At 64.4% G+C, this 23676-nt stretch carries 19 protein-coding genes and 1 tRNA gene; 9 read left to right on the forward strand and 11 right to left on the reverse strand.

Annotated elements, in window-relative coordinates:
* Window position 1: 1 nt before the first annotated feature.
* The 5 genes from LC092_RS15850 to LC092_RS15870 form a co-directional block, all read right to left on the reverse strand.
* Window positions 2–367, reverse strand: coding sequence for a response regulator (locus tag LC092_RS15850; RefSeq protein WP_224808154.1), 366 nt, complete (start codon window positions 365–367; stop codon window positions 2–4).
* 57 nt (window positions 368–424) lie between these two features.
* Window positions 425–907, reverse strand: a complete 483-nt coding sequence (locus LC092_RS15855; protein ID WP_224808155.1) for a chemotaxis protein CheW — start codon at window positions 905–907, stop codon at window positions 425–427.
* Window positions 904–3663 carry a chemotaxis protein CheW gene (locus LC092_RS15860; protein ID WP_224808156.1) on the reverse strand — a complete coding sequence of 920 codons (2760 nt, stop codon included), beginning with the start codon at window positions 3661–3663 and terminating at the stop codon, window positions 904–906. Before LC092_RS15860 ends, LC092_RS15855 begins: the two co-directional genes overlap by 4 nt.
* Before the next feature lie 131 nt (window positions 3664–3794).
* Window positions 3795–4439: a histidine phosphotransferase ChpT gene (gene chpT, locus LC092_RS15865; RefSeq protein WP_224808157.1), complete on the reverse strand. Its 645-nt coding sequence runs from the start codon at window positions 4437–4439 to the stop codon at window positions 3795–3797.
* A 195-nt stretch (window positions 4440–4634) separates the two neighbouring features.
* Window positions 4635–5018, reverse strand: a complete 384-nt coding sequence (locus tag LC092_RS15870) for a YHS domain-containing (seleno)protein (protein WP_224808158.1) — start codon at window positions 5016–5018, stop codon at window positions 4635–4637.
* Window positions 5019–5375: 357 nt separating this feature from the next.
* Here LC092_RS15870 and LC092_RS15875 point away from each other — a divergent pair, with 357 nt between their 5' ends.
* Complete coding sequence (locus tag LC092_RS15875; RefSeq protein ID WP_224808190.1) at window positions 5376–5900, forward strand: DUF1134 domain-containing protein; 525 nt, start codon at window positions 5376–5378, stop codon at window positions 5898–5900.
* A gap of 159 nt (window positions 5901–6059) precedes the next feature.
* Window positions 6060–7274, forward strand: coding sequence for a hypothetical protein (locus tag LC092_RS15880; RefSeq protein ID WP_224808159.1), 1215 nt, complete (start codon window positions 6060–6062; stop codon window positions 7272–7274).
* 188 nt (window positions 7275–7462) lie between these two features.
* Here LC092_RS15880 and LC092_RS15885 read toward each other — a convergent pair.
* A tRNA-Glu gene (locus tag LC092_RS15885) sits at window positions 7463–7538 on the reverse strand.
* A gap of 121 nt (window positions 7539–7659) precedes the next feature.
* A complete protein-coding gene (locus LC092_RS15890; RefSeq protein ID WP_224808160.1) occupies window positions 7660–8016 on the reverse strand; it encodes a hypothetical protein in 357 nt (118 codons plus the stop codon).
* Here LC092_RS15890 and LC092_RS15895 point away from each other — a divergent pair.
* The 3 genes from LC092_RS15895 to LC092_RS15905 all read left to right on the forward strand — a co-directional run bounded on the left by LC092_RS15895 (window position 8015) and on the right by LC092_RS15905 (window position 12475).
* Complete coding sequence (locus LC092_RS15895; RefSeq protein ID WP_412103593.1) at window positions 8015–9058, forward strand: RluA family pseudouridine synthase; 1044 nt, start codon at window positions 8015–8017, stop codon at window positions 9056–9058. The two genes, LC092_RS15890 and LC092_RS15895, sit on opposite strands and share 2 nt — an antisense overlap.
* Before the next feature lie 155 nt (window positions 9059–9213).
* On the forward strand, window positions 9214–10116 hold the full coding sequence (rpoH, locus tag LC092_RS15900; RefSeq protein ID WP_224808161.1) for an RNA polymerase sigma factor RpoH: 903 nt from the start codon (window positions 9214–9216) through the stop codon (window positions 10114–10116).
* Window positions 10117–10288: 172 nt separating this feature from the next.
* Window positions 10289–12475 (forward strand): CHASE2 domain-containing protein, encoded by a 2187-nt coding sequence (locus LC092_RS15905; protein ID WP_224808162.1) that lies wholly within the window; start codon window positions 10289–10291, stop codon window positions 12473–12475.
* 12 nt (window positions 12476–12487) lie between these two features.
* Here LC092_RS15905 and LC092_RS15910 read toward each other — a convergent pair whose 3' ends face one another.
* Window positions 12488–13429: a DMT family transporter gene (locus tag LC092_RS15910; protein WP_224808163.1), complete on the reverse strand. Its 942-nt coding sequence runs from the start codon at window positions 13427–13429 to the stop codon at window positions 12488–12490.
* Window positions 13430–13697: 268 nt separating this feature from the next.
* Here LC092_RS15910 and LC092_RS15915 point away from each other — a divergent pair, with 268 nt between their 5' ends.
* The 3 genes from LC092_RS15915 to LC092_RS15925 all read left to right on the forward strand — a co-directional run bounded on the left by LC092_RS15915 (window position 13698) and on the right by LC092_RS15925 (window position 18285).
* Window positions 13698–14969: an MFS transporter gene (locus tag LC092_RS15915; protein WP_224808164.1), complete on the forward strand. Its 1272-nt coding sequence runs from the start codon at window positions 13698–13700 to the stop codon at window positions 14967–14969.
* A 235-nt stretch (window positions 14970–15204) separates the two neighbouring features.
* Window positions 15205–16497: an adenylosuccinate synthase gene (locus tag LC092_RS15920; RefSeq protein WP_224808165.1), complete on the forward strand. Its 1293-nt coding sequence runs from the start codon at window positions 15205–15207 to the stop codon at window positions 16495–16497.
* 60 nt (window positions 16498–16557) lie between these two features.
* Window positions 16558–18285 (forward strand): hypothetical protein, encoded by a 1728-nt coding sequence (locus tag LC092_RS15925; RefSeq protein ID WP_224808166.1) that lies wholly within the window; start codon window positions 16558–16560, stop codon window positions 18283–18285.
* Window positions 18286–18404: 119 nt separating this feature from the next.
* Here LC092_RS15925 and serA read toward each other — a convergent pair whose 3' ends face one another.
* Complete coding sequence (gene serA, locus LC092_RS15930; protein ID WP_224808167.1) at window positions 18405–19991, reverse strand: phosphoglycerate dehydrogenase; 1587 nt, start codon at window positions 19989–19991, stop codon at window positions 18405–18407.
* A 102-nt stretch (window positions 19992–20093) separates the two neighbouring features.
* Window positions 20094–21269: a phosphoserine transaminase gene (locus LC092_RS15935; RefSeq protein WP_224808169.1), complete on the reverse strand. Its 1176-nt coding sequence runs from the start codon at window positions 21267–21269 to the stop codon at window positions 20094–20096.
* Between the two features lie 243 nt (window positions 21270–21512).
* Here LC092_RS15935 and LC092_RS15940 point away from each other — a divergent pair, with 243 nt between their 5' ends.
* Window positions 21513–22685 (forward strand): ATP-binding protein, encoded by a 1173-nt coding sequence (locus LC092_RS15940; protein WP_224808171.1) that lies wholly within the window; start codon window positions 21513–21515, stop codon window positions 22683–22685.
* A 122-nt stretch (window positions 22686–22807) separates the two neighbouring features.
* Here LC092_RS15940 and LC092_RS15945 read toward each other — a convergent pair whose 3' ends face one another.
* On the reverse strand, window positions 22808–23602 hold the full coding sequence (locus tag LC092_RS15945) for an outer membrane protein (protein ID WP_224808173.1): 795 nt from the start codon (window positions 23600–23602) through the stop codon (window positions 22808–22810).
* Between the last annotated feature and the right edge of the window lie 74 nt (window positions 23603–23676).

A 23676-nucleotide genomic window follows, 5' to 3' on the forward strand; every position in this document is an offset into this window, starting at 1 on the left:
ACTAGATAAGCCCGGCTTCCTGGAACTTCGCTTCCACGATGTCCTTGTCGAAAGGCTTCATGATGTATTCGTTCGCCCCGGCACGCATGGCGCGCGTGATATGGGCGACGTCGTTCTCCGTGGTGCAGAAGACGACGATCGGCTGGTCGCCGCCCTCCTCGCGCCGAAGCGACAACAGGAACTCAAGACCGTCCATTTCCGGCATGTTCCAGTCGAGCAGGATGGCGTCCGGCATCTGCTGTCGGCAGGCCTCGAGCGCCTTGAGGCCGTCCTCGGCTTCCGAAATGGAGAACTCGAGGTCCTCCAGAATGCGGCGCGCCACCTTGCGGATCACGCTGGAATCGTCGACGACGAGACAATGCTTCATTTCAGTTTCTCCCGAGTGCCGAACATCGGCAGGTCGTTCCCAGGGACGAGAGGCCGATCAGGCCGCGGCCTTGGGCTGTTCCACCATCGCGGAGAACAGCCGGGCAACGTCGAGGATGATCATCAGCTTGCCGTCCAGGCGATGAACGCCGCCGGAGATCTCGGCCCAGCGCTTGTCCAGATTGGACGGGTTCGGCTCCTGCGAGGACGAGGAAAGCCGCAGCACCTCGCCGACGGAGTCGATCACCAGTCCGTAGCTCTCACCCTTCTGCTCGATGCCGACGGCCATCACCTGCGATCCCTCGTCGCGTTCGGGAAGATGCAGCAGCTTGCGCATGTCGATGGCGGTGACGATCCGGCCGCGGAGGTTCAAGACGCCGGCGACCTGCGGAGCGGCCAGAGGCACGCGGGTAACCCGTTCGGGCACGAACACATCGTGCACCTGGCTGATCGGCAGACCGAACAGCTGCCCTCCGATCACGACGGTCACATACTGGATGACCTCGTCGGCATTGGACGCGTGATTGTCGTTGTTGCTCATGCCGCAATCCCCACTTCACCCGAAAACAGGTCCTTCAAGGAGGCGATCAGCCCCGGCCTGTCGAATTTCGCCACATAGTCGTCGAAGCCGGCCTGACGTCCGCGCTCGATCGATGCCGGGGAGACCACCGCCGAAAGGGCGAGGATCGGCATCTTGCGGAACCGCGGGTCGCGGCGCAGAGATTCGCAGAACTCGAAACCGTTGATCTCCGGCATCTCGATGTCGCTGACGATGGCCTGATACACATCGCCGTTTTCCAGGAGCTCAAAGGCATGCTGCGCGCTCTGGCAGGCCGTCACGTCATAGCCGGCGGCCTTGAGAACGGGCGTCAGCATGTTGCGGAAGAAGGCGCTGTCGTCGACCAGAAGGACCTTCTTGGTCAGAGCGGCGATGTCCATTTCCTTGCGCATGAACCAGTCCTCGAAGGCCTGGGGCAGGAAGTAGCCGAGGTCGATGATCTCGGTCGCCTTGTCCTTGATGACCGCCGAGCCGAGCACGCCGGCACGATCCGAGCCGACCTCGATGTTCATGCGATCCTCGACGATATCGACGATCTCGTCGACCACCAGGCCCATGGACCGGCCGGCATCGGAGAAGACCAGCATCGGCTGGGTGCCTTCCGAGCGGCGCGTCTGTGCCGGGTCGATATAGACCAGCGGCATCAGCGAACCGCGATACTGCACCAGGTCGCGACCGTTGGACTGCTCGATCTTGGTGACGTCGAACTCTTCCAGACGCGTGACCAGCGAGAGCGGCACCGCCTTGGGTTCGGCCGATCCGGCCCGGAACAGCAGCATCGACACCGTCGACTGGCCGTCGAGCGCGGAGGTGATCGCCTCCTCGTGCTGCTTGCGCTCTTCCTCGGCCACCACGCTGGAAGCATGGCTCGCCATCGCGGAGGCGACGCCGTTCGGATCGATGATCATGATCACCGCGCCGTCGCCAAGGATGGTGTTGCCCGAGAACATGGTGAGGTTGCGCAGCATCGTCGACATCGGCTTGACGACGATTTCTTCCGTATGGAAGACGCCGTCGACGACAACGCCGAAGGTCTCGCTGCCGACCTGCATCACCACGATGAAGCCGGTGTCGGAATTCGCTTCCGCGTCGACCGCATTCGGGTTGGCGCCAAGCAGATAGGACATCTGCACCAGCGGCAGCAGCTTGTTGCGCAGCCGCAGCACGGGCGTGTCCTTGATGCGTTCGATCCGCGGCTCGGAATTGTCCTGAACGCGCACCAGTTCGACCACCGAAAGCTGCGGAATGGCGAAACGGTCGCCCCCGGCCTCGACGATCAGCGCCGAGACGATCGCAAGCGTCAGCGGGATCTTGATGATGAAGCTCGACCCCTTGCCCGGAACCGAGCGCAGGTCGATCGAGCCGCCGATGAGTTCGACGTTGTTGCGCACCACGTCCATGCCGACGCCGCGGCCCGACACGCTGGTGACATTCGCCGCCGTGGAGAAGCCCGCGGCGAAGATGAACTTGTGGATCTGCTGATCCGTCATCTTCTCCAGTTCGGCTTCGCTCGCCAGACCGCGCTCGAGCACATTGGCCTTGACACGGTCGACGTCGATGCCGCGGCCGTCGTCGCGCACCTCGATGATGATATGGCCGCCCTCATGATAGGCGGAGAGCGTGATCGTGCCCTTCTCCGACTTGCCGACGGCGCGGCGGTCGGCCGGCATCTCCAGACCGTGGTCGGCGGAGTTGCGGATCATGTGGGTGAGCGGATCCTTGATCAGCTCCAGCACCTGGCGGTCAAGCTCGGTGTCGGCGCCGAGCATCTCCAGCTCGATCGGCTTCTCAAGCTCCTGGCTGAGATCGCGAACGATACGCGGAAGCTTCTGCCAGGCGTTTCCGATCGGCTGCATGCGCGTCTTCATGACGCCTTCCTGCAGCTCCGCGGTCACATTGGACAGCCGCTGCAGCGGCACCTTGAATTCGGAATCCTCGTGACGGCGCACGATCTCCAGGAGCTGGTTGCGCGTCAGCACCAGTTCCGAGACCATGGTCATCAGGTCTTCCAGCGTATCGACCGCAACGCGGATCGACTGGCTGGAGACGGACGCCTTCTTTTCGGTCGGCTCCTTGGCCGCGGGTTCTTCCTTGGCCTTGGCCTTCACCTTGGCCGTTTCGGCCAGCGGCGCGGCTTTGACAGGCGCCGCTTCGGCCTCGACCTCATGGTCCAGCTCTTCCTCGGACGCGGCGACAGGGAGCTCCACCTCGCATTCCGCCTCGCGGAAGGCGCGTTCGAGATCGTCCAGGGACACCTCACCCGGGCGCAGCGGACGCTCAAGGCTCTGATCGACGATATCGCCGGTGGCGACCTCATCGGCAGGCTCTTCGGCCGCGCTTCCGGCTGCGTCCTTGGTTTCGGCCGACAGCGACAGGCGCTCCAGTTCGGAGATCAGGTCGTCGTCGCTGCCTTCCGGCTCCGCGCCGCCTGCCGTCTCGAGATCCGCGAGGATCTCCTTGATGCGGTCGATCGACGTCAGGATCAGCGACACCGCTTCCTGGGTGACCGGCGCTCCGTCGCGGAACTTGCCCATCAACGTCTCGGCCGCATGTGCCAACGCTTCCAGACGGGGCAACCCGAGGAACCCGCAGGTCCCCTTAATGGTGTGAACCAATCGGAAAACGTTATCAAGAATCTTGGCGTTGTTCGGTTCTTGCTCGAACTTCACGAGTTCGACGTCAACGACATCAAGGCTCTCGTTCGTTTCGGTAAGGAACTCGCTAAGCAAGTCGTCCATGGTCAAACTCACCCGACTGGTTACTGGTACACAGCCCGGATCTAAGTCCGGGCAACCCATCCCTCGTCGAAGAGCATGCCGCCGAAACAGTTAAGATAAATTGAAACCAGAGAACTACGTCTGGCGCTAAATTACGCCACAGAGGCCGCAGTAATTTTTACGCCGTCTTCTTCCTTAACGACCTCTAAATTCATTCCCGATTCCCGTGCAAGAAGCGCTGCATACACGGGCTGCACCGTATGGGCGTCGATCCGCTCCGGTTCGTTGCCAGCCATCATGTCGAGCACCAGCGCCGGCACCTTGGTCGTCGAGCCGGTGACCTTGAGTTCGAAGGTCGGCGACTGGGGTTCGCCCTGCATCGTGACGGTGATCAGACCGCCGCGCGGAACGCACTGGTTCGCGAGCAGAATGAGGTTGAGGAGCAGCTTGACCCGGTTCTTGGGCATCAAGAGGCGCGGCACCTGCCATTCGAGGTCCGCCTTTTCATTGGCCAGGAACCCGGCGGCGACCGACTGCGCGTCTCCGAGATCGATCTCGGCTCCGGCGGAGCCCGCCGCCCCGAAGGCCAGACGCGCGAACTGGAGCTTCGCGGAGGCCTGGCGGGCGCTCTTGCGAATCAACTCCATCGCGAATTCCTTCATGTCGCCGCTGTCTTCCTCGTCGAGGACTTCAAGGCCGTTGGTGATGGCCCCCACCGGCGAGATGATGTCGTGGCAAACGCGGCTTGCAACAAGGGCTGCAAGGTCCAGGGCGCTGAGATCGTCGATGGCGGTCATGCGGTCGTCCTCGAATGGGGCTGTCCGTCGATGGCGGAGGTGGCGCGCGTTTTCACAGTGATTCGCGAAACACTGAAAGGGTTACACTTGGCATCGCGCACTGCCAAGCGAACCGGGCGTCCGAGAACGTCAGAAAAGCGGGCGATTGCCGGCCGAGGACCGGGAAGGTAGGCCGCAAACCCGTCTTCGCCTCGGCTACGGGTTGCTGCCGCGGCGACCGACACAGCCAAGCCGCGCGGCATTGCCCTTGGCCGCGCCCATCTGGCTCTGCGGATCGGCCAGGAAGAGAAACCGGTTGATCTCCGAGTGAAACAGCAGGAGGTCGCCGTCGTAGAGGGCGAAGATCATCGGATTGCCCTCGGTCACGAATCCGTCGGCCAGCGCCACCGGGTCGCAGCCGGCCAGATGCGGGGCATAGACTTCCGGGTCAGCCTCGAACGCGGCCCGGTTGCCCTCGTTGACGAACACCCAGATGGTCCCGCCCCAGCGCAATTCATGACGCGGAAGACCCTCAAGCGGCTGACGGGCGATGAAATAGGCGACCGGATCCTGTCCGCCGAGCGCATAGCCGCTCATCATGTCGGTGGCGTAATCCTGCGCGTACGCCCCCGGTCCGCCCGAAAACAGGGCGACAACGGCCGCGGCTGCCCGCCACCATAATGTCTTCGGAATTCGATTACACTCTGACACCGAATCAACTCCGACGAATGCGACGGACCGAATGTGCACCGCGACCATCCGCCTGGCCACCTTTGCCATCGACACCGGCTTTGGTCATCCGCATTCCGCCCGTCCATTGCCTGTCGGTGCGCCACGCGTCGCACAAGCGCCCCCCAGTCTGAGAGGACACTAAACATGATTCCGCACCGCGCGTCCGCTTCCCGCGTTTCCCTGCGCTCCGGCTTTCGGGCCATGGCCCTTGCCCTTGTTGTTGCGATGACGGTTGTCCTGGCCCCTCCCGCCAGCGCACAGCAGCCCGAGCAATACAGCCAGGACGAGCTTCTCAACGCCGGCCACCGCTTCTTCGGCCAGATCTCCGGCGGTCTCGCCTCGGTGATCGAACGCGCGGTTTCGCAATACGGCCAGCCGAACGGCTATATTCTCGGCGAAGAGGGTTCCGGCGCCCTGCTTGCGGGCGCGCGCTACGGCGAGGGTCAGCTCTACACCCGCAACGCCGGCACCCATAAGGTCTTCTGGCAGGGGCCGTCCTTTGGCTGGGACGTGGGCGCCGACGGTGCCCGGACGATGATGCTCGTCTACAATCTGCCCGATACCGATGCGATCATGCGCCGCTATGTTGGCGTTGCCGGATCGGCCTATCTCGTCGGTGGCTTCGGCATGACCGTGCTGTCGAACCACGACATCTATGTCGTCCCGGTCCGCGCAGGGGTCGGTGCCCGGCTCGGTGTCAATGTCGGCTACCTCAAGTTCACCCCCGAGCCGACATGGAACCCGTTCTGACGGCATCCGCCGGCGACCCCGCGCGCAGCTCCCGCTTGGCGGAAGACCGCACGTCAGGTAAGCATCAGGTAGGAAGACGGGATCGAAGTCGGCGGAGACGTGCGGCCAGGGGGTCCGCGCGCGGCGAAACAGTGGTGGTCGGTCTTGATTGAAGCGGCAATGCTTGTGGTTCTGGGCGCCTGCCTTGCGGGCCTCGTCGCGCTGGCGATGCTGCCTGCGATCTGGCGCCGCGCGGTGCGCCTGACGCGCCAGGCCGTCGAGGCCACCAGCCCGATGACCCACTCCGACGTGCGCGCGGAAATCAGCAGCCTGCGCGCCAGCCATGCGCTGGAGCAGCGCCGCCTGGAAACCGGTCTGGAACGGCTTCAGGCGGAAACCGCATCCAACCGCATTGCCCGGGATCGGGCCGAAAGCGCCGCCAACGACCTGCGCAAGGAGGTGCTCGCTCGCGACCAGGCGCTGGCAGAGGCGGCAACGCGCGAAGACGGTCTGCGCCGGGACATCCAGGAACGCGAGGAAGCCGTCGCCATGGCCAAGGCGCGCCAGCGCGAGCTGGAACGCAGCCTCAAGCGCATGATGGCCTCGGCCGGCGACGGCGCAACCGGGCTCGCGGCCGTGCCGACAGACAGCGCGGAGGCAGCATCGGCCTGGCAGGCCGAGTCAGACGCCAGCATCGCCCGCGCCTCCGATCTTGCCCGGATCGCCGGGCTTGAATCGGAAATCACCGCCTTGAAGCGCAAGCTCGAAGCCGCGGAACAAAAGGCGCGCGAGACCGCGGGCGCCCGGTCGGCCGAGGGATCGCCCGCGCCGCAGGCGGAGACCGACCGGCGCCGCTTCGGCCAGCAGAACAACCGGCTGTTTGAAGTGGAATCCAAGCTGATCGCCGCGCAGGCGGAAATCACCCGCCTGTCCATTCTGCTGGAAGAAGCCGGTCCATCCGCATCGACCGACGCGCAGCCTGCGACCGCGGACGGCGCACAGCGGCTCACGCGTCTGACTGCCGACGCGGAGCGGCTGGAAGCGGAAAACGCCCGCCTGCGGGCCGAATTGCACAGCAACGACGCCTTCATGTCGATGCGGCGCGAGCTCTCGGACCTTGCGGCCTCCGTGATGGCGAGCCTCGAGGGCGAAGCGGATGCCGCAACGAGGGAAAAGAGCCCGGCCGCGCCGGGAAACGCCAGAACCGCGCCGGAGCCAAGCGCCGGCAACAGCGACGAGCCGGCGGACCCGCAGCCCGGCAAGGACACCCAGACGTCGCTCTCCGCGCGCATCCGCGCGGCCCGCAAGCGTCTGAAGCCGGACAATGGGTCCGGCGCGGCGTCGGACACGACCACGCGGGAAACGCCCGCGTCGAAAGAAAAGGCCGGGGTCTGAACCTCCCGTCGACCGCGGCCTGCCCGCAAACCGGCGCGTTTGGCGAAATCCGACACGGCAGACGACTGTCTCGGAGCGCGCGGACATGCGCCGCTGAGAACGGTGACTTGGGACTATGACCTGGGAAAGCCGGCTCGTGGACCGCGCCAGGGGCTGACCGGCAGACCGGACTTCGCCCCTTGCGAAAATGGTACCCCCAAGGGGACTCGAACCCCTGTTTCCGCCGTGAGAGGGCGGCGTCCTAGACCGCTAGACGATGGGGGCATCGCTGGTCTTCGACGAGAAGAAGCGCGGTATAGACCGGGGCGCTGACGAATGCAAGCACCGATAACGCGGAATTCGCGAGTTGCCCCCAGGCCGTGGAAACCGGCTGGCAAAGACCGCCCTACCGCGAAACGAAGGCGGTCTCGCCGATCACGGTTCCGGTCATCGGGTCGAGATAAAGCAGCTTGCTTGCCGCGCCCTCGCGCACCAGCAGGATCAGCCGCCCCTCGGCAAGCGCCATGCTTTCCACGCGGCCATCCTTGCCGATGGCGATGGTAGCGGCTATATCGCTTGCATCCGGCGGCGAGGCGCGGTCGGACAATCTGTAGATGATCGCCGCGAAAACCGCCACGAAGCCGAGCACCATGATCAGTCCGGACACGGCGAGCAGGCGTTTCAGTTTCGCCTGAAGACGTTCTGCGGCCGGGTCAAGCGGCGGCTCCGTCTGGCTGTCGTCGTCCAAACCCGGATGTGTCATGTCGATGTCCACCAATGAAATGCCGGATTTCGGTCCGGCCGAAATCACTGCCGGTCCGCAGGATGCGGGCGTCCGTCTGGACGCCTGTCTGGCGCGGCACGTTCAGGATATCAGCCGCAACCGCATCCAGTCCCTGATCAGGGAAGGTCACGTGCGCGTCGGCGCGCGGACCATAGTCGAGCCCAAATACCGGGTCAACGAAGGAGACGAACTCTCCCTCGACCTGCCGGAGCCGGAGCCCGCGGAGCCCGAAGCCCAGGACATCCCTCTCGTCGTCGCCTATGAGGACGAGCATCTGATCGTCATCGACAAGCCGGCCGGACTGGTGGTTCACCCGGGCGCCGGTCATGCCACCGGCACGCTCGTCAACGCCCTCCTGCACCATTGCGGCGACAGCCTGTCCGGCATCGGCGGCGTCAAGCGTCCGGGCATCGTCCACCGCCTCGACAAGGACACCAGCGGACTGCTCGTGGTCGCCAAGACCGATGCCGCGCATCAGGGCCTGAGCGCGCAATTCGCCGATCACGGCCGCACCGGTCCGCTCGAGCGCGAATATTCCGCGCTGGTCTGGGGCGCGCCCTCGCATCTGAAGGGCACCGTCGACGCCAACCTCGGACGCTCCACCCACAATCGCCAGAAGATCGCGGTCTTCCGCTCCGGCGGGCGCAACGCCATCACCCATTGGCGGGTGCGCGAGCGCTTTCTGGAACCCGGACCGCAGCCCAAGGGCGCGCCGGCGATCGCCGCGCTGCTGACCTGCCGGCTGGAAACAGGCCGCACCCACCAGATCCGCGTCCACATGGCCCATATCGGCCATCCGCTCGTGGGCGATGCCGACTATGGTGCGGGCTTTCGCACCAAGGCGACCCGGCTGGACGAGCCGGCAAAGAGCATCGTCCAGGCTTTCCCGCGCCAGGCGCTTCATGCCGGACTGCTCGCCTTCGAGCACCCGGCAACCGGCGAGACCCTGCGCTTTGAAAGTCCCCGTCCGGACGACCTGGAGGGCCTGATCGGAGCATTTCGATCTATTTCCCAACGTTAAAATGCAAAATCAGGCCGTGTTTTTGTCAATTTGATCCTTATATTGGGCATCGGCGTGCCGTTTGGGCGCCGACGGGGATGCCCTTTGATGGCGGTTGTGCGGGGACTTCTCCCGCATCGCGCCTGAGGGATCACATTGGGAGAAAGGGTGCATTCATGGCCCAGAATATTCCGGTTCTGAGTTCCGGCGAGGGCGGGCTCAGCCGATACCTGGACGAAATCCGCAGGTTCCCCATGCTGGAACCGCAAGAAGAATACATGCTCGCCAAGCGCTACAAGGAACATGAGGACCCGCAGGCCGCGGAACGCCTCGTGACCTCGCACCTGCGCCTGGTCGCCAAGATCGCCATGGGCTATCGCGGCTACGGCCTGCCGATTTCCGAGGTCGTTTCGGAAGGCAACGTCGGTCTGATGCAGGCGGTCAAGCGCTTCGAGCCGGACAAGGGCTTCCGGCTCGCGACCTACGCGATGTGGTGGATCAAGGCGGCGATCCAGGAATACATCCTGCGCTCCTGGTCGCTGGTCAAGATGGGCACCACGGCGAGCCAGAAACGCCTGTTCTTCAACCTGCGCCGCCTCAAGGGCAAGATCCAGGCGCTGGAGGAAGGCGACCTGAAGCCGCATCAGGTCACGGAGATCGCGACCAAGCTCGGCGTCAGCGAGACCGACGTGGTGTCGATGAACCGCCGGCTCGCCGGCGACGCCTCGCTGAACTCGCCAATCCGCGCCGAAGCCGACAGCGGCGAATGGCAGGACTGGCTGGTCGACGAGAGCGAGAGCCAGGAAACGCTCTACGCCCGGCAGGAAGAGCTGGACATGCGCCGCAAGCTGCTTGGCGACGCCATGGACGTTTTGAACGAGCGCGAGCGGCGGATCTTCGAGGCCCGGCGCCTGTCGGAAGACCCGATCACACTGGAAGATCTCTCGACCGAATTCGGCGTCAGCCGCGAGCGCGTGCGCCAGATCGAGGTGCGCGCCTTCGAAAAGGTTCAAAAGGCGGTGCGCCGCGGCGCCAAGGAACTCGAACAGCGTCCGGCCGAACTGGCCGACCACAGCTGACGCCCGGCGGCCGCACCGCCGCCGCCCACGGAGCGAAGATTACCGACGCCCCGTCTCCTTGCAGGAGGCGGGGCGTTTTTCTAACGTGACGACCTTCGCCCTGTTCGCGCTCCTCTCACTCTGGAGCGCGAGGCCCGAGAGGATGGCGCGCGGTGCCGGAAACGAAACCCCAATGCGGATGAGCCGCCGCAAGCATCTTGCCGTCGCGGGCGTGGCAGGCGTTTTCCTGCTGGTCGTGACGCTGTTGCGGGCCATGGACCCGGCTTTCGTGGAATCCGTCCGCCTGATGGGGTTCGACACCTATCAGCGCCTCTGGCCGCGCGCGGACGACGACTATCCCGTTCGCATCGTCGACATCGACGAGCGCTCGCTCGCCGTTCACGGCCAATGGCCCTGGCGGCGCGACACGCTCGCCGCACTGACAGATGCCCTGGCGGAGATGGGCGCTGCGGTCGTCGCCTATGACATGATCTTCGCCGAGCCCGACCGGCTGTCGCCGCACCGCTACCTGCCCGAACTTGAGCAGGTGCCGGAGCTGAAGGCGCAGGCGCTTCCCGACACTGACGCCGCCTTTGCCGAGGCGATCGCCCGCATGCCGGTCGTGCTCGGATATGCGCTGCGGTCCGATGCGGACGGCGGGACGCCCGCCTCCAAGGCGGGCTTCGCCTATGCCGGCAGCAACCCGGCGGCCTCCCTGCCCGGGTTTCCCTCCGCGCTCAAGAGCCTCGACATGCTGGAGGCCCGGGCCGCCGGCAGCGGCAGCCTCAGCCTGTCGGCCCGCGACACCTCGGGGATCGTGCGGCGCATTCCGATGCTGGTGACGAATGGAGAGGCCCTGTTTCCCTCGCTGTCGATGGAGGCCTTGCGCGTCGCGCAAGGGGCCAGCGGCTATATCGTGCGCAGCGCGGATGCCAGCGGCGAGCTTGCCGTGGGCGGTGCCGCGGTGACCGAGGTCAAGGTCGGCGCGGTTTCCTTTCCAACGACGGCCATCGGCGAGCTCTGGGTCTATTTCAACGCCGACCGCAAGGACCGCTACATCTCCGCGGCCGACGTCCTCGATCCCGCCAAACGCCAGGAACTGCAATCGGAGATCGAAGGCAGGATCATCTATGTCGGCACTTCCTCGATCGGGCTGTTCGATATCCGCACCACCCCGCTGGGTGAACTGGTGCCGGGGGTCTCCGTGCATGCGCAGGCGACCGAACAGATCCTGTCCGGCGATTTTCTCGCCCGCCCCGACTGGGCCTATGGCGCCGAGATCATCGCGACCGTCGCGATCGGGCTGATCGTCATCGCCCTGGTCCTTGCGGTCGGCGCGGGATGGGCGGCGCTGATCGGCGGAGCCATCGCCGCCGCGCTCTATGCGGGGGCGGTGCATCTGTTTCGCACGCAAGGGCTGCTGCTCGATCCGGTCTATCCCACGGCCGCGAACCTCTTCGTCTATGCCGCCGCGACCGCGCTGCTCTATGTGCTGACCGAGCGCGAGAAGCAGTTCGTCCGCACCGCCTTCGGCCAGTATCTCGCGCCGGAAATGGTGCGCCGTCTGGAAAGCGCACCGGACACGCTGAAACTCGGCGGCGAGATGCGCGACATGACGATCCTCTTCATGGATGTCCGCGGTTTCACGCCGATTTCCGAGCAATTGACGCCGACCGAACTCGTCGCCTTCCTCAATGCGCTGCTGTCTCCGCTCAGCGAGGAGATCCAGCGTCACGGCGGCACGATCGACAAATACATCGGCGACAGCATCATGGCCTTCTGGAACGCGCCGATGGAGGTGGAGGATCACGCCCGCAAGGCGGCGCAGGCCGCGCTGGCGATGCTGCGGGTGGTCGACGAATTGAACGCCAGTGACGCCTTCGGCTTCAAGGCGCGCGACATGCCGCAAAAAACCGTCCAGATCGGCGTCGGACTGAACAGCGGCGAGGCCTGCGTCGGCAACATGGGCTCGAGCCGCCGGTTCAACTATTCGGTGATCGGCGACGCGGTGAACATCGCCGCACGGATCGAATCGAGCTGCAAGGGCATCGGCGCGGATTGCGTCGTGTCGGAAACGACCGCCCTTGCCGCGCCCGACTTCGCGCTGCTGGAGGCCGGTGCGATCCCGCTGAAGGGCAAAAGCGTGCCGATCACGCTGTTCGCGCTCGCCGGCGATCCCGCCTATGCCGCAACGCCCGCCTTTGCGGATCTTGCCGCCAAGCACGAGCGGATGATGGGCGCGATTGCAACGGAGGATGCACCGGCCGCCCGCAGGGCGCTCGACGCCTGCCGCGCTTGCGCGCCGCCGCATCTCTCGGGCTTCTACGACCGCTTCGCGGAGCGGATCGCCGCAATGGCTCCCGCCTCCCCGGCCCTGTGAGGATCCGCAGGATCAGCGGCCCTCGCCTGTCGGCTTCGACACCGGCCGGTCACGCGGTGCAAACAGCTTGAACACCCGCCCGTCGAGCACGCACAGGCCTGCGAGCAGGATCGCCATGCCGGCAAACTGGACACCGGAAAGCGCCTCGCCCAGAAACCCCGCACCGATCGCGGTCGCGGTCACCGGCACCAAAAGGGTCACAAGCGAGGCATTGGTCGCCCCGGCTTCGCGCAGAAGGCGAAAATAGATCAGATAGGCGAACGCCGTGCATAGGACGCCAAGTAGCGCCATCGCGATCCAGCCTTGCGCGCTCGTCTCTGCCACACGCCACCCCGCCCCCTGCCATGTCGCTGCCTGCCAGGCAGCCAGCGGCGCCATCAGCAACGTCGAGCCGGTCAGCTGGCCGGCGGCGGCAACCAGGATGGAAACCCCGGAAAACCAGCGGGCGAAGGTTGCCGCAAAGGCATAGGAGAGCGCCGCGCCCAGAAACAGCATCTTCGCCCACAGGGGCTCCGTGCCGATGCCGAAGAGGCCCGGCGACAGCAGCACCGCGACCCCGACGAAACCGAGAGCGATGCCGGCAACCCGGTTGGCCTTGAGAACTTCCTGCGAAAACACCAGCGAGGCGACGATGACGGTGAAGATCGGCGTCGACGCATTGAGGATCGAGGCAAGGCTCGCGCTCACCTCCGTCTGCCCCCAGAAGATCAGCGAGAAGGGGATCGCGTTGTTCAAAAAGCCCATCAGCAGAAACGCGAGAAGCATGTCAGGGGCGGTCGGGAACCGCAGGCCGCGAAGCCGCAGGATGACATGCAGCACGACGGCAGCGATCGCGACCCGCGCGAAGACCAGCACGAGCGGCGGGATTTCCGCGACCGCAAGCTTGGCGAGGGGAAAAGTCCCGCCCCAGATCAGGGCGAGCAGGCACAGCAACGACCAGTTTTTCAGGCTCATCTCGGCAAATCCGGTTCGGCCGGGGAGCGACCGCTGTCAGGCGTGGAGGGGTATCACTTTTGTCCCCGCGCGGACACCCGATTTGCGAGCCCGCGCGGCCACGCCCGGACGCCCGCCCCCGCGCTACGCGCAATGCGGACCAGCGGTAATCGAGGGGGTAGCCGGCTTGCCCTGGTTCGCGATCCCGGTCACTCTCGTTCGACTGCATTGCCCTGATTGCGGGCACTGCCCGCTGTTTCTTTCCAACAACACCCTGCCGCATTTTCCGATGCCCGACAGTCCCGCCCTGGCGCCACAACGCCCCCTTCTCGCCCGGCTCGTGCCATTGCTCGCCGCTGCCGCACTGCTGCTTGGTGCCAACGGGCTTGCCATGACGGTGATTGCCGTGCGCGCGCGCGACGGCGGGCTCTCCGACACGATGATCGGCCTGTTCGGCTCCGCCTATTACGCCGGCTTTATCGCAAGCGTCCTGCTCGCGCCCCGGCTCATTCGCCGGGTCGGGCATATTCGCGTCTTCACGGCCCTTGCCTCGCTCGGCGCCATGTCGGTCCTGGCGCTGCTCCTGAGCGAACCGGGGCCCTCCTGGAGCGCCTTGCGCTTCCTCAGCGGGGCGGCGTTCTGCGGCACCGCGATGGTGCTGGAAAGCTGGCTCAATGCCCTTGCCTCCAATTCGGAACGCGGCCGGATCCTCAGCATCTACCGCATTGTCGACCTGGCGGCGGTGACCGGCGGCCAGTTCCTGCTCCCGGCCTTCGGCGCAACCGGGACGGACATTCTGGTGATCATCGCGCTCTTGTTCTGCGGCGCGCTGATCCCGGTGTCGCTTGCGCGCGAGGACAATCCTCCGATGGCGGAAAACCCGGGTCCGGTGAACTACTTCGCGCTCTGGGCGATCTCGCCGGTCGCCGCCGTCGGCTGCCTGACCATCGGCCTGACCAATGGCGCCTTCCGCACCGTGGGTCCGGTCTATGCCCAGGCCGTCGGTCTCGACACCGAAAGCCTCGCCTTCTTCATCAGCCTGTGGGTGATCGCCGGCGCCCTGTTCCAGTACCCGCTCGGCTGGGCCTCGGACCGCACCGACCGGCGGTATGTGCTGCTGCTTGCGACCGCCGGCGCCGGCCTGTCCTGCGCGCTTCTTGCAGGCGTGGTCTCGCCGCTTGCGATCTTCATCGGCGGCTTTCTCTTCGGCGGCTTCGCGCTGCCGCTCTATTCGCTGTCGGCCGCCCATGCCAACGATCACGCCCGTCCCGGACAATTCGTCGAACTGGCCGCCGGCCTGACCATGTTCTTCGCCATCGGCGCCATGGCGGGACCCTTGCTCGCCTCGCTGGTGATGGATCGTTTCGGTCCGTCCGCCTTCTTCGTCTATACGGCCACCCTGCATCTCGCCTTCGTCGGCTTCGTGATCCTGCGCCTGGCCGCGCGCGACGCCGTTCCCGCCGATCGCCGCAAGCGGTTCGTCTGGCTTTTGCGCAACTCTCCGGCGATCTTCCGGCTGGCGCGCACGGCCCGCAAACGGACCCGGGCCGACAAGCCCTGAAAAACGCCGCGCCAGGGGATGCATTTCCCGGCGAAGGACTCGTCAGGGCGGATCGGCTTGGGTATAGTCCGCGCGCTCTCCCCGGTTCGCAGGCCGGGGATTTTCGTGTGCGCGCGACACGGCGCGCAACAGTGTCGTTCTCCGCGCGGTTTTCAACCGCGCCGTCGAGATCTCGTCTGCGCGGCAGCAAACCGCGCGCTCTGGCTGAAATGCCTGTTGAAGGAACGCGAATACCATGGCCAATGTCGTCGTCGTCGGATCTCAGTGGGGTGACGAGGGAAAAGGCAAGATCGTCGACTGGCTCTCCGAGCAGGCCGACGTCGTTGTCCGCTTCCAGGGCGGGCACAACGCCGGCCATACGCTGGTGATCGACGGGGTCAGCTACAAGCTGTCGCTGCTGCCCTCGGGCGTGGTGCGCGGCAAGCTTTCGGTGATCGGCAACGGCGTCGTCATCGACCCGCATGCGCTGGTCGCCGAGATCGCCCGCCTGGCCGACCAGGGCGTGACCGTCTCGCCGGAAACGCTTGTCATCGCCGGCAATGCGACGCTGATTCTCTCGCTCCACCGCGAGCTCGATGCCCTGCGCGAGAACGCCGCCGCCGCGGGTACCAAGATCGGCACCACCAAGCGCGGCATCGGCCCGGCCTATGAAGACAAGGTCGGACGGCGCGCGGTGCGGGTCATGGATCTGGCGAACCTCAAGACGCTTCCGGCCAAGATCGAGCGCCTTCTCACCCACCACAACGCCCTGCGACGCGGGCTTGGCGAGGCCGAGATCGATCCGGCGGCGATCTTTTCCGAGCTGGAAACCGTCTCCGAAGCGCTGCTGCCCTACATGGGCACCGTGTGGAGCCTGCTCGACACCGCAAGGCGGGAAGGCAAGCGCATCCTGTTTGAAGGCGCGCAGGGCACGCTGCTCGACATCGACCACGGCACCTATCCCTTCGTCACCTCGTCCAACACGGTGTCGGGACAGGCAGCCGCCGGCAGCGGCCTCGGCCCCGGGTCCGTCGGCTATGTGCTCGGCATCACCAAGGCCTATACGACCCGCGTCGGCGAAGGCCCCTTCCCGACGGAGCAGGACAATGAGGTCGGTACTTTCCTTGGCACCCGCGGCCATGAGTTCGGGACCGTCACGGGCCGCAAGCGGCGCTGCGGCTGGTTCGACGCGGTGCTCGTGCGCCAGTCCTGCTGCATCAACGGCATCAACGGAATTGCCCTGACCAAACTTGACGTTCTCGACGGGCTGGACGAAATCAAGATCTGCGTCGCCTATGAACTGGACGGCGAGCGGATCGACCACCTGCCCGCGTCGCAGGGTGCCCAGGCGCGGGTGAAGCCGATCTACGAAACCCTTCCGGGATGGAAGGAGTCGACCGAAGGCGCACGCAGCTGGGCGGATCTTCCCGCACAGGCCGTGAAATACGTACGTCATGTCGAGGAGCTGATCGGCGCGCCGGTCGCGTTGCTGTCGACCTCGCCGGAACGAGATGACACAATCCTTGTCCAGAATCCGTTTCAGGATTAAGCCTTAAAACAGGGTCCGCGAGTCGCGGCGGATCCGCTGCGGCGACGGCGAGTTGAGCATATGGCAGACTATTATCCGGTTTTGAAGAAGACCGTTGCTGCGCTTCCGGAAAACACCGGGGCAGCGCGGCGCGAAATCTATCAGCGCGCTCGAAAAGCCATCGTTGCCCAGTTGAAGGGCTACGATCCCCCGCTGTCACCATCGGAAATCACCGCCGAGCAGTTGCGGCTCGAGGAGTCGATCCGCAAGGTCGAGGCCGAAGCCGCCCGCGAAACGCTGGGTTACAGCCAGCCATCCACATCTGCCGCACCGGCGGCGCCGGCCAAACCGCCGGAAGCACAGCGCACGGAGCCCAAGCCGCCGGAACCCCGCACCTCGGCTGCGGCGGTCTCATCGCCCAAGGCAGAAGGCGCTGCAGCGCCGACCAAGGCGGATCCTGCACCCGCTGTCTCGTCGTCCGGATCGGGCGGTGAAGCGCCGGCCGGACCCGAAACGCTGAAAAATGCGATCGAAGATGCCCGCAAACTCGGCGCTTCGGCAGACAGCGCCGGGCGCAGCGCGCGCAATGCGTTCGACGGACAGCCAAGCGATCCGCAAAAGCGCGAACCCACGATCGGCACGCCCGAACCCGACGCATCCGCTTCCAGTTCCACTTCCGGATCCACCGCGCGCCGCAGGTCTGCAACCGACGTCGGCGGCGCCACGCTTTCGGGATCCGGCGGACGGTCCTTGCCGCCGATCGACGGTCCGATGCAGGGATCGCGCCTGCCCGCGATCATTGGCGGCGTCGCCCTGCTGCTTCTTGTCGTCGGCGTTGGTGCCGTCGGCTACTCGCAGCGCGACGTCCTGAGCGACTTCTTCCTAGGCGACGACGGCGCGGCCACGACGGCGACCGCCCCCCAGACGCCGTCGGAGCCCGAGCAGCCCGCCGAAACCGAGGGCTCGCGCAAGAACGCCGCGCGGCTTCTCGACAACGGTGAAACCGCCATCGCCCCCGATGCGCGCAGCGTCACAACCACGCGCATCACCCCGACGGCCCCGCAGACGGACCCGCTGGCGCCGACCGCTCCGGCTCCGGGCGAGACCCCCGCGGTCCGCAGCGTCGAGCCGGAAACACCGGCCGAGACCGGCGAGGCCCAGGTGGCCGAAACGCCGCAACAGGCTGCTCCCGACGCCCCGGCGCCGGAAACGCCGGCGCCGGTAGCACCTCCTGCCGCACAGACAGCTCCGGATGCGCAGACCGCAGTCGTTGCCCAGCGTGCCTTCCTCTATGAAGAGGGTGTCGAACCGGGCAGTGCCGGCCAAGCCTCGTCCGGACAGACCATCTGGAGCGTCGCCGAGGAGACGATCGAGGGACGCACGGAAACGGTGTTGCGCATGCGCATCGAAGTGCCCGAGCGCAGCATTGTCGCAAATCTCTCGCTGCGTCCCAATCGCGACGACACCCTGCCGGCCAGCCATCTGCTCGAGGTCCGTTTCGACCTACCGCAGAACTTCTCCGGTCAGGGCGTTGCGGAAGTGCCGGGGCTTGTGATGAAGACCACGGAAGAGGCACGCGGCGATGCGCTGATCGGCGCCTCCGTGAAGGTTGCCGACGGGTTTTTCTGGGTCGCGCTGTCGAATATCCCGGACGAACGGGAGCGCAACCTGACGCTCCTGCAGGAACGCGGCTGGATCGACCTGCCGATGCTCTACGAGAACCGCAAGCGCGCCATTCTGACGCTTGAAAAGGGCACGCCGGGAACCCGCGCCGTCGAACGGGCCGTCACTGCCTGGCGGGCCGAATAGCCGTCGCCGCCACGCAGCAACAGACGTGAAAACGGCCGGATGTGCCTCATCCGGCCGTTTCTTTTTGTCTGACATCCGAAGCAAGATACGGCAGCCGCCGTGGCGACCGCCCGCGTGCTTCAGAAGCGCAGCGGCTTGGCCTGCTTCACATGCGGCAACGCGGCGATGCGCTCCAGCACCTCGGCCGGCACCTGTCCGTCGACCTCGACCAGGCAGATCGCATCGGCGCCAGCGGCGGTGCGGCCGAGGTTGAAGGTCGCGATGTTCACGCCGGCATCGCCCAGAACCGAGCCGAGATCGCCGATGAAGCCCGGCTTGTCCTCGTTGGTGACATAGAGCATGTGCGGACCAAGTTCCGCTTCCATGTTGATGCCCTTGACCTGGATGATGCGCGGCTTGCCATCGGAGAACACGGTGCCGGCGACCGAGCGTTCCTGCCGGTCGGTGGTCACCGTGAGACGGATGTAGTTTTCATAGGCACCCGCCTGCGCGCGGCGCACCTCTTCCACCTTGATGCCGCGCTCGCGGGCCAGCACCGGCGCGGAGACCATGTTCACGGTCTGAAGCAGCGGCTGCAGCACACCGGTCAGGGCGGCAGCGGTCAGCGCCTTGACGTTCATCTCGGCCACGTCGCCCTCATACTCCAGCCGGACGCCGGCAAGGCCCGTCTCCGTGAGCTGGCCGGCAAAGGACCCGAGCAGTTCGGCAAGCTTGACGAAGGGCACCAGACGCGGCGCTTCCTCGGCCGTGATCGAGGGCATGTTGAGCGCGTTGGAAACGGCGCCCTTGACCAGATAGTCCGACATCTGCTCGGCCACCTGCAGCGCGACGTTTTCCTGCGCTTCGGAGGTCGACGCCCCCAGATGCGGCGTGCACACGAGATTGGGCGCGCCGAAGAGCGCATTCTCCGTCGCCGGTTCCTCGACGAAGACATCGACGCCCGCGCCGCCGACCTTGCCGCTGTCGAGCCCGGCGCGCAGCGCCGCCTCGTCGACCAGTCCGCCGCGCGCGCAGTTGATGATGATCACGCCGTCGCGCATCTTCGCGATGGCCTTCGCATCGATGATATTGCGGGTCTTGTCGGTCAGCGGCGTGTGCAGCGTGATCGCATCGGCGCGCGCGAACAGCGTGTCGAGATCGACCTTCTCCACGCCAAGCTCGACGGCCCGCTCCTCCGACAGGAACGGATCGAAGGCCACAACCCGCATCTTCAGCCCGATGGCGCGTTCCGCGACGATCGAACCGATGTTGCCGCAGCCGATCAGGCCGAGCGTCTTCGACGTCAGCTCGGTGCCCATGAACTTCGACTTTTCCCACTTGCCGGCCTGGGTCGAGGCATCGGCTTTCGGGATCTGGCGGGCGACGGCGAACAGCATCGCAATGGCGTGTTCGGCGGTGGTAATGGAATTGCCGAAGGGCGTGTTCATGACGATCACCCCCTTGGCGCTTGCCGCCGGAATGTCGACATTGTCGACGCCGATGCCGGCGCGGCCGACCACTTTCAGCCGGCTGGCCGCCGCGATCAGCTTGTCGGTGACCTTGGTTGCCGAGCGGATCGCCAGACCGTCGTACTGGTCGATGATCGAAAGCAGCCGGTCCTTGTCCTTGCCGATGTCGGGCTGGTAGTCGACCTCGACGCCGCGCGACTTGAAGATGTCGACGGCGGCGGCGGACAGTTTATCGGAAATCAGCACCTTGGGCGCCATATCAAAGCCTCCTTGCCGGGTCGCTGCGGGGATGGTTTCCCCGTCCCGCAGCCGACCGCAAACCTGTAGAAATGTCTGGACGTGTTGATGAAAGGGCTGCGCTCAGGCAGCCGCCTCCAGCGTTTCCGCCTGTTTGGCGAAGGCCCAGTCGAGCCAGGGCAGCAAAGCCTCGATATCCGAGGTCTCGACCGTCGCACCGCACCAGATGCGGAAGCCGCTCGGCGCATCGCGGTAGGCTCCGATGTCGTAGGCGACACCTGCCTGATCCAGCGCAGTGGCCATCGCCTTCGCGAAAGCCGCCTGCGCGGCCGGGTCGAGCGATGCGACCCGATCGTCGACGATCTTGAGACAGACCGAGGTGTTGGAGCGGGTGGCCGGATCTTCGGCCAGAAACCCGACCCAGGACGTGCGCGCCACCCAGTCGGCAATGGCACCGGCATTGGCATCGGCACGGGCGATCAGCGCGGCAAGGCCTCCGATCTGCTGTGCCCATTTCAGCGCGTCGATATAGTCCTCGACGCAAAGCATCGACGGCGTGTTGATGGTCTCGCCCTTGAAGATGCCCTCGATCAGCTTGCCGCCCTTGGTCAGGCGGAAGATCTTCGGCAGCGGCCAGGCCGGAGTATGGCTTTCCAGCCGCTCGACTGCGCGCGGGCTCAGGATCAGCATGCCATGGGCCGCCTCGCCGCCCAGCACCTTCTGCCAGGAGAAGGTCACGACATCGAGCTTGGAGAAATCGAGCGACTGCGCGAAGGCGGCCGAGGTGGCATCGCAGATCGTCAGGCCTTCGCGGTCGGCCGGAATCCAGTCGCCGTTCGGCACGCGCACGCCGGAGGTGGTGCCGTTCCAGGTGAAGATCACGTCGCGGGAAAAATCGACCGCCCCGAGATCGGGGAGCTTGCCGTAGTCGGCGTCAAGCACGCGTGTATCGTCGAGCTTCAACTGCTTGACCGCGTCGGTCACCCAGCCGGCGCCGAAGCTTTCCCAGGCGAGCAGGTCGACGCCGCGCGGGCCGAGCAGCGACCACATCGCCATTTCGACCGCGCCCGTGTCGGAGGCGGGCACGATGCCGATCCGGTAGTCGTCGGGAACGCCCAGAACCGCACGCGTCAGATCGATCGCCTCGGCAAGCTTCGCCTTGCCGGGCTTGGCCCGGTGGGAGCGACCGAGCGGCGCGTCATCGAGGGCTGCGGGGGACCAGCCGGGGCGCTTTGCGCAGGGGCCGGAGGAAAAACGCGGATTTTCCGGCCGCGTGGCCGGTTCATGCAAGTTGCTCATCTGCTACCCTTCCAGATAGAAGCCCCTCGTTGGGGAGGGGTGTCCCGCACACGGGCTTATCGGAAGGCTCGGTCCGGCGCAAGCTGGCAACAAGGTCGAAATGCGACCGAGACGAATTTCATCATCACTGGATGAAATGCACAGGTGAACTTTTATGCACTACGTAGAGCTATTAAAAACTATCGAATTCATGTTAGTTTTATGTAGCTCTGACTAGCACATTATGGCTCCTGGAGGCTCGGTATGGACCCTGTAGCAAATCCTTTCTCACCTGGCGCAGGCTCACGCCCCCCGGAATTGGCCGGCAGGGAAGAAATAATTCGTGATGCCGAAGTAGGGCTGAAGCGCGTAATTATGGGAAAAAACGCCCAGAGCCAGATTTTCCTGGGACTAAGAGGTACTGGAAAGACCGTTCTTTTAAACGAAGTTTTAGATATCGCTGAGCGTGAGGGGTATATTTCCGCGTTTATTGAGGCTCCTGAGAATAAACCACTCACAGAAATGATATACCCTGCAATGCGACAAGTGCTCCGCAAGCTATCTGCATTGGAAGGTGCCAAACACCTCGCAACGCGAGGCCTTCAAGCACTTCGTGGTTTCGCGAGTGTGTTCAAGATAAAACTTGGTGACGTTGAAATAGGCGTAGATGCGGATCCAGGGGTCGCCGACAGCGGTCATTTGGACATCGACCTAGGTGATATGTTTGAGGCGATCGGTCGAGCCGCTCAAGCTGCGGGCAAAGGTTGGGTGCTCTTAATCGACGAAATCCAATACCTAAAAGAAGAAGAACTCGCGGCTGTCATTGTCGCGGTCCATCGCATGTCACAGCGCAAACTACCTGTCATGGTTTTTGCTGGTGGACTTCCACAAATTGCAAAACTATCAGGTGATGCAAAAAGCTATTCTGAAAGGCTATTCGTATACCTGAAAATAGATGCGCTTGATGAAGTTGCGGCACATGATGCAATTACCAAACCACTTGATGCTGAAAACGTAAAGATCGAGAATGACGCAATATCGAAGATAAATAAAATGACATCAGGATATCCATTTTTTCTCCAAGAATGGGGACATCATGCGTGGAATGTTGCTGATGGAAGCCCAATTGATATTAATGATATAGAAAGAGCTACCGAAAAAGCTTTTGCTCGTCTAGATGACGGCTTCTTTCGTGTCCGTTTTGACCGTCTTACCAATGCTGAAGTTGACTATGTAGAGGCCATGGCGAGTTTAGGAAATGGCCCCTACAAAGTAAATGATGTCGCGAAAGCGTTAGGAAAAGATCCAAAATCCTTAGGTCCGAGACGGGCCAGCATCATTACAAAAGGCATGATTTACTCACCTTCGTATGGTGAGATAGACTTCACTGTTCCATTGTTTGATGATTTTTTGCGAAGGACTAGGCTTGAGATTTAATATTATCGGGAGGATAAGCTTCCATATCAAAATCTAACCAGTGAAGATTCGCTGCCACTCCCAAACGAAAAAGGCCGGGCGCTGTGGCGCCCGGCCTTTTCTTGCATTCCACCGAAAGCCGATCAGTACTTGGTGATGATCGGCTCGGGAATGTAGCTCGGCGTCGAGTTGAACGTGTAGCGCGCGCCGACGCGGAACTCGTGCGCCTGCAAGTCCTCGTAGCGGATCTTGCGCGACGGGTTCGGAGCGCCCGTGCTGAAGCTCTTCGAATAGACATTGCCGATGTTGAGGTAGCGGTAACCCGCATCGATCGACCAGTTTTCGTCGATCGCGTAGGAGCCACCCGCCATCAGCGCCCAGGCGAAGTTCCAGGTGCTGTCGCCGGGATAGGTGCCGCTCGCGCCATTCGGATTCGAGAACTTGATATTGTCCACGTTGACATAGGCCGCACCGATACCGGCGCCGACATAGGGCGTGAACCCGCGCCAGGTGCCGATGTCGACATAGCCGTTCAGCATGAACGTCAGGACGTCGATATCGGCCGTCTCGGTGGAGAAACCGGCCGCACCGCCTGCACCGCAGGTCGTACAAGGGGCGTAGCCCTTGAACTTGGCGGGGAATTCATAGTCGACGGTAAGATCCGCGCGCAGGAAATCGGAAAACTTGTAACCGACACCGGCACCGATCATCCCGGTGTTGTTGAGTTTTTCGTTGGTGAAGTCGAGAGCGCCATAACCGACGGTCGGGGCTTGATACACCTTGTAGCCGATGTCGCCACGAAGATACCATCCACCAGCGACGACAGGCACCTGCGGCACATGTTCGATCACCGGAACGGGCATATCCGCCGCGTGTACAGCTGACGAGACGATCATCGCGACGCCAGCCAGGCAAAGTTTTGTAAAGTGGCTGCTCATGTCTCGGTCCTCGTTGGATAGCGTCCGAAAAGTCTGTTCTTGCCGGCCGCGCACGTGAAACACGAGGGTAGAAT

The organism is Stappia stellulata (assembly GCF_020176715.1).
Taxonomy (GTDB): domain Bacteria; phylum Pseudomonadota; class Alphaproteobacteria; order Rhizobiales; family Stappiaceae; genus Stappia.

Bases quoted from the DNA above. Each gene is read 5' to 3' on its own strand.
- LC092_RS15850 (WP_224808154.1), bottom strand. From the start codon at position 367: ATGAAGCATTGTCTCGTCGTCGACGATTCCAGCGTGATCCGCAAGGTG.
- LC092_RS15855 (WP_224808155.1), bottom strand. From the start codon at position 907: ATGAGCAACAACGACAATCACGCGTCCAATGCCGACGAGGTCATCCAG.
- LC092_RS15890 (WP_224808160.1), bottom strand. From the start codon at position 8,016: ATGACACATCCGGGTTTGGACGACGACAGCCAGACGGAGCCGCCGCTT.
- LC092_RS15935 (WP_224808169.1), bottom strand. From the start codon at position 21,269: ATGAGCAACTTGCATGAACCGGCCACGCGGCCGGAAAATCCGCGTTTT.
- chpT (WP_224808157.1), bottom strand. From the start codon at position 4,439: ATGACCGCCATCGACGATCTCAGCGCCCTGGACCTTGCAGCCCTTGTT.
- LC092_RS15870 (WP_224808158.1), bottom strand. From the start codon at position 5,018: ATGATGAGCGGCTATGCGCTCGGCGGACAGGATCCGGTCGCCTATTTC.
- LC092_RS15895 (WP_412103593.1), top strand. From the start codon at position 8,015: ATGTCGATGTCCACCAATGAAATGCCGGATTTCGGTCCGGCCGAAATC.
- LC092_RS15880 (WP_224808159.1), top strand. From the start codon at position 6,060: ATGCTTGTGGTTCTGGGCGCCTGCCTTGCGGGCCTCGTCGCGCTGGCG.
- LC092_RS15905 (WP_224808162.1), top strand. From the start codon at position 10,289: ATGCGGATGAGCCGCCGCAAGCATCTTGCCGTCGCGGGCGTGGCAGGC.
- LC092_RS15945 (WP_224808173.1), bottom strand. From the start codon at position 23,602: ATGAGCAGCCACTTTACAAAACTTTGCCTGGCTGGCGTCGCGATGATC.
- serA (WP_224808167.1), bottom strand. From the start codon at position 19,991: ATGGCGCCCAAGGTGCTGATTTCCGATAAACTGTCCGCCGCCGCCGTC.
- LC092_RS15875 (WP_224808190.1), top strand. From the start codon at position 5,376: ATGACGGTTGTCCTGGCCCCTCCCGCCAGCGCACAGCAGCCCGAGCAA.
- LC092_RS15925 (WP_224808166.1), top strand. From the start codon at position 16,558: ATGGCAGACTATTATCCGGTTTTGAAGAAGACCGTTGCTGCGCTTCCG.
- LC092_RS15940 (WP_224808171.1), top strand. From the start codon at position 21,513: ATGGACCCTGTAGCAAATCCTTTCTCACCTGGCGCAGGCTCACGCCCC.
- rpoH (WP_224808161.1), top strand. From the start codon at position 9,214: ATGGCCCAGAATATTCCGGTTCTGAGTTCCGGCGAGGGCGGGCTCAGC.
- LC092_RS15915 (WP_224808164.1), top strand. From the start codon at position 13,698: ATGCCCGACAGTCCCGCCCTGGCGCCACAACGCCCCCTTCTCGCCCGG.
- LC092_RS15920 (WP_224808165.1), top strand. From the start codon at position 15,205: ATGGCCAATGTCGTCGTCGTCGGATCTCAGTGGGGTGACGAGGGAAAA.
- LC092_RS15910 (WP_224808163.1), bottom strand. From the start codon at position 13,429: ATGAGCCTGAAAAACTGGTCGTTGCTGTGCCTGCTCGCCCTGATCTGG.
- LC092_RS15860 (WP_224808156.1), bottom strand. From the start codon at position 3,663: ATGGACGACTTGCTTAGCGAGTTCCTTACCGAAACGAACGAGAGCCTT.